Raw genomic sequence first — 5,381 nt, 5'->3', positions numbered from 1 at the left:
GCCTGGGCCTCAAGGAGGCCAAGGACCTGGTCGACGGCGCGCCCAAGCCGCTGTTGGAGAAGGTGGCCAAGGAGGCCGCCGGCGAGGCCAAGGCCAAGCTCGAGGCCGCCGGCGCCACCGTCACCGTCAAGTAAGTCTGCCCAGCAGACGCAAAAGCTCCCACACGCCCGGCGTGTCGGGGGCTTTTGCGTCTGTTCAGCGCAACATCGCCGATCGCTGCGACTGAGCCACCCGCTCGGGTGAATCTCCCAGAGCCACAAGAAGTTTCGATGTCATCGATCCGAGCACCGGTGCGACGGCCGCGCCGTCGTCGCCGTAGAAGCCGGCCAATTCGAGCATGACGAAACCGTGTACCAACGCCCAGAACTGGGCGGCTGTGGCGATGACGGTCGCATCGTCGGCTGCGGAGCCGACGGTGATTCGCCCCGCCCGCACCGACCGCTGCACCGCGCGCACCACGTGCGCAAAGCTGGGATTGTGCTGTTCGATCTCGGCGACCGTCAGGGTCAAGATGTTGCCCGCGGGCGCGTTGATGCCGTGCGCGCTGGTGCTGCCGAACATCAGCCGGTACATGTGCGGACGCTCGATGGCGTAGCGCCGGTAAGCCGCACCGATGGCGAACAGGTCGGCGACCGGGTCGTCGGTCCCGGGCACCGTGAGCGCGGCGTCGAACTGCCGCAGGCCCTCCTCGGCGACCTCGGCGATCAAGCCGCGCATCCCGCCGAAATGGGTGTACACCGCCATCGTCGAGGTTCCCGCGGCGCCGGCCACCCTGCGGGTCTGCAGCGCGTCGGGCCCCTGCTCGTCGAGCAGGCCGACGGCGGCGTGCAGCATCTCATCACGAACGCTGCGCTGGGTCTCCGAAGTCATCCTTGCCATCTTCTCATCGCGGGCGTACGGTCCTGATAACACCGAAATATCAATGTTATAGGAGCTTAGCAGTGACATCCGTGCAAGCCACCCAATCCAGGAATCCATACCTCGAGGGCTTTTTGGCGCCGGTGGGCGCCGAAGTCACCGCGACCGATCTGGAGGTCACCGGGCACATCCCGGAGCACCTCGACGGGCGCTACCTGCGCAACGGGCCCAACCCGGCCGAAGAGGTCGACCCGGCCACGTATCACTGGTTCACCGGGGATGCGATGGTTCACGGGGTGGCGCTGAGCGGCGGGAAGGCCTGCTGGTACCGCAACCGCTGGGTGCGCACCGCGGCCGTGTGCGCCGCGCTGGGCGAGCCGGCGCCCACGGGACTGAACCCGCGCGCCGGAATGCTCTCGGTCGGCCCCAACACCAACGTGCTGAGCCACGCCGGACGAACACTAGTGCTCGTCGAGGGGGGCGGCGCCAATTACCAACTCACCGAAGACCTGGACACCGTGGGGCCCTGCGACTTCGACGGAACCCTCGCCGGCGGCTACACCGCACACCCGCACCGTGATCCCCGGACCGGTGAACTGCACGCGGTGTCCTATTCATTCGCGCGCGGACGGACCGTGCAGTACTCGGTGATCGACACCGCCGGCCGCGCACGCCGGACAGTCGACGTCGAAGTGAGCGGGTCGCCGATGATGCACGACTTCTCCCTGACCGACAAATATGTGGTGATCTACGACCTACCGGTGACGTTCGACCCGGTACAGATCGTGCCCACAAACGTGCCGCGCTGGCTGAGCCTGCCGGTCCGGCTGGTATTGCAGTCGGTGATCGGACGCGTCCGGATTCCCAGTCCGATCATGACGACGATCAATCGCAATCGGCAGCCCATGAATCGGATGCCCTACGCCTGGAACGACAACTACCCGGCGCGCATCGGTGTCATGCCCCGCGACGCCGGCGGTGACGGCGACAAAGCCCCAGTGCGCTGGTTCGACATCGAACCCTGCTACGTCTACCACCCGCTTAACGCCTACTCCGAGATGCGTGACGGGTCAGAGGTCCTGGTACTCGACGTGGTGCGCTACTCACGGATGTTCGACCGCGACCTCCGCGGTCCCGGCGACAGCCGGCCCACGCTGGACCGCTGGACCATCAACCTGACGACCGGTGCCGTCACCACCGAATGCCGCGACGAGCGGCCACAGGAGTTTCCCCGGATCAACGAGACCCTGCTGGGCGGCCGGCACCGGTTCGGCTACGCCGTCGGCATGGATGGCGGCTACCTCTCCGGCGGAGCAACTCAAATGTCCACGGCGCTTTACAAACACGACTTTGCCACCGGGTCCCGCGAGGTCGCGCCGCTCGATCCCGACCTTTTGATCGGCGAGATGTCGTTTGTGCCCAATCCCGCACGCGACCCGCAGGACACCGCCGAAGACGACGGCATCCTGATGGGCTACGGCTACCACCGCGGCCGCGACGAAGGGCAGCTGGTGCTGCTGGATGCGCAGACCCTCGAATCGATGGCTACCGTGCACCTGCCGCAGCGGGTACCGATGGGCTTCCACGGCAACTGGGCCCCCGCTGGCTAACACTCGCGTCGAATAGCGGCGGCGCAGGCGGTCTCAGGTCGGCCAATTTTTGCCGGCGGTGCGATCCAAGCCTGATGCCGGGTGCCTGACGTGCGCTACAGTGACTGGTGCCACAGAAAAGGGCAGGTGGCGGGCACGAGAGTCGACGGAAGGATTCCCCATGGGCGTCGCTATCGAGGTGAGGGGACTCACGAAGTCCTTCGGTCCCTCGAGGATTTGGGAGGACGTGACGTTGGATGTCCCCGCCGGGGAGGTCAGCGTCCTACTGGGGCCGTCGGGTACCGGCAAATCGGTGTTCCTCAAGTCCCTCATCGGTCTGCTGCGTCCGGAACGCGGCTCGATCATGATCGACGGCACCGACATCCTCGAGTGCTCGGCCAAGGAGCTCTACGAGATCCGCACGCTGTTCGGCGTCATGTTCCAGGACGGCGCGCTGTTCGGATCGATGAACCTGTTCGACAACGCCGCGTTCCCGCTGCGCGAGCACACCAAGAAGAAGGAAGGCGAGATCCGTGACATCGTCATGGAGAAGCTGACCCTGGTGGGCCTCGGCGGCGACGAGAAGAAGTTCCCCGGTGAGATCTCCGGCGGTATGCGCAAGCGCGCCAGCCTGGCCCGGGCCCTGGTGATGGACCCGCAGATCATCCTGTGCGACGAGCCCGACTCGGGTCTGGACCCGGTTCGTACCGCCTACCTGAGCCAGCTGATCCTCGACATCAACGCCCAGATCGACGCCACCGTCCTGATCGTGACGCACAACATCAACATCGCCCGGACCGTGCCGGACAACATGGGCATGTTGTTCCGCCGCAAGCTGGTCATGTTCGGCCCGCGGGAGGTGCTGCTGACCAGCGAGGAACCCGTCGTGCGGCAGTTCCTCAACGGCCGGCGCATCGGGCCGATCGGCATGTCCGAGGAGAAGGACGAGGCCACCATGGCCGAGGAGCAGGCCCTGCTCGACGCGGGCCACCATGCCGGCGGCGTCGAGGAGATCGAAGGCGTACCGCCACAGATCGTCGCCACGCCGGGGATGCCGGAGCGCAAGGCGGTCGCCCGCCGTCAGGCCCGGGTGCGCGAGATCCTCCACACGCTGCCGAAGAACGCCCAGGCGGCGATCCTCGACGACCTCGAGGGCACCCACAAGTTCCGGTCGACCGAGTTCGGCGACGCGTAGGACCCGGCAGCCGTGACCCCGCGGCGCTCATCCGAAAATTTTGCGCTAACTCGACGCAACTTGCCGTCCCGCCCTCTTGACGACACGGCGTAAACGGGTCAGTCTGTTGGGCAGCATGTATCTGAACTGCCCGAGGGAAGTCGACACCGCCAGCCAGCGCCGATGTCCCAGGGCTGATTGTGGTGGGTAGTTGAGGAATACGCGGTCCTGCGCTATTGTTGGACGTTGCGCTGGCTACCTCCTGCCCACCTCACCCGCCACCTGACACTGTGGTCTTAGCCTGAGCCCCCTCCCGCGGCTTAGCTATTTAGTTGCGCGCGTGAGATCCGGGCAGATCGTTCGCCAGCCAACCGACAAAATTGATGCGGCGAACAGGCCGGTGTCCCCGGGACCCGTGAGCCGCACGAGGTGCTGGAAGGATGCATCTTGGCAGATTCCCGCCAGAGCAAGAGTCGCCAAAAAAGTTCCACCAACGGCTCCGTGCCCGGAGCACCCAACCGAGTTTCTTTCGCCAAGCTCCGCGAACCGCTTGAGGTTCCAGGGCTTCTTGACGTGCAGACCGATTCGTTTGAGTGGTTGATCGGTTCGCCGCGCTGGCGCGAGGGCGCCGGAAGCCGCGGGGACGCCAACCCGGTGGGTGGCCTCGAAGAGGTGCTCTACGAGCTGTCGCCGATCGAGGACTTCTCGGGCTCCATGTCGCTGTCTTTCTCCGATCCCCGCTTTGACGAGGTCAAGGCGCCGGTCGACGAGTGCAAAGACAAGGACATGACCTACGCGGCCCCGCTGTTCGTCACGGCCGAGTTCATCAACAACAACACCGGCGAGATCAAGAGCCAGACGGTGTTCATGGGCGACTTCCCGATGATGACCGAGAAGGGCACCTTCATCATCAACGGGACCGAGCGCGTCGTCGTCAGCCAGCTGGTGCGCTCGCCCGGCGTCTACTTCGACGAGACCATCGACAAGTCCACCGAGAAGACGCTGCACAGCGTCAAGGTGATCCCGAGCCGCGGCGCCTGGCTCGAGTTCGACGTCGACAAGCGCGACACCGTCGGCGTGCGCATCGACCGCAAGCGCCGGCAGCCGGTCACCGTGCTGCTCAAGGCGCTGGGCTGGACCAACGAGCGGATCGGCGAGCGGTTCGGCTTCTCCGAGAGCATGATGTCGACGCTGGAGAAGGACAACACCGCCGGAACCGACGAGGCGCTGCTGGACATCTACCGCAAGCTGCGTCCGGGCGAGCCGCCGACCAAGGAGTCCGCGCAGACCCTGCTGGAGAACCTCTTCTTCAAGGAGAAGCGCTACGACCTGGCCCGGGTGGGTCGCTACAAGGTCAACAAGAAGCTGGGCCTGAACACCGAGACCCCGATCACGACGACCACGCTGACCGAAGAGGACGTCGTCGCCACCATCGAGTACCTGGTGCGCCTGCACGAGGGACAGTCGGTCATGACCGTTCCCGGCGGCGTCGAGGTTCCGGTGGAAACCGACGACATCGACCACTTCGGCAACCGCCGGCTGCGCACGGTCGGCGAGCTGATCCAGAACCAGATCCGGGTCGGCATGTCCAGGATGGAGCGCGTCGTCCGCGAGCGGATGACCACTCAGGACGTCGAGGCCATCACGCCGCAGACGCTGATCAACATCCGGCCGGTGGTCGCCGCGATCAAGGAGTTCTTCGGCACCAGCCAGCTGTCGCAGTTCATGGACCAGAACAACCCGCTGTCGGGTCTGACCCA

The 5,381-nt window shown here is 65.7% G+C and carries 4 protein-coding genes and 1 pseudogene; 4 read left to right on the top strand and 1 reads right to left on the bottom strand.

Features of this window, described 5'->3' with window-relative positions:
• Window positions 1-134 (top strand): ribosomal protein L7/L12 (locus JWP83_RS29285; RefSeq protein WP_297738583.1); only part of this gene is annotated, 134 nt, incomplete at its 5' end.
• A 61-nt stretch (window positions 135-195) separates the two neighbouring features.
• Here the strand turns inward: JWP83_RS29285 and JWP83_RS29280 are convergent.
• A complete protein-coding gene (locus tag JWP83_RS29280; protein WP_297738581.1) occupies window positions 196-870 on the bottom strand; it encodes a TetR/AcrR family transcriptional regulator in 675 nt (224 codons plus the stop codon).
• A gap of 71 nt (window positions 871-941) precedes the next feature.
• Here JWP83_RS29280 and JWP83_RS29275 point away from each other — a divergent pair, with 71 nt between their 5' ends.
• The 3 genes and pseudogenes from JWP83_RS29275 to JWP83_RS29265 form a co-directional block, all read left to right on the top strand.
• Window positions 942-2,468 (top strand): carotenoid oxygenase family protein, encoded by a 1,527-nt coding sequence (locus JWP83_RS29275; RefSeq protein WP_297738579.1) that lies wholly within the window; start codon window positions 942-944, stop codon window positions 2,466-2,468.
• A gap of 160 nt (window positions 2,469-2,628) precedes the next feature.
• The gene (locus tag JWP83_RS29270) at window positions 2,629-3,642 is read left to right on the top strand and encodes an ABC transporter ATP-binding protein (RefSeq protein WP_297738577.1); all 1,014 of its coding nucleotides are present in this window, start codon (window positions 2,629-2,631) and stop codon (window positions 3,640-3,642) included.
• A 426-nt stretch (window positions 3,643-4,068) separates the two neighbouring features.
• Window positions 4,069-5,381: pseudogene (locus JWP83_RS29265) on the top strand (DNA-directed RNA polymerase subunit beta); the annotation flags it as partial.

The sequence above is a fragment of the Mycobacterium sp. genome (assembly GCF_025965855.1).
Lineage (GTDB): Bacteria > Actinomycetota > Actinomycetes > Mycobacteriales > Mycobacteriaceae > Mycobacterium.
The sequence above is the reverse complement of the archived record's forward strand: the minus strand, read 5'-3'. Positions and strand labels throughout refer to the sequence as shown.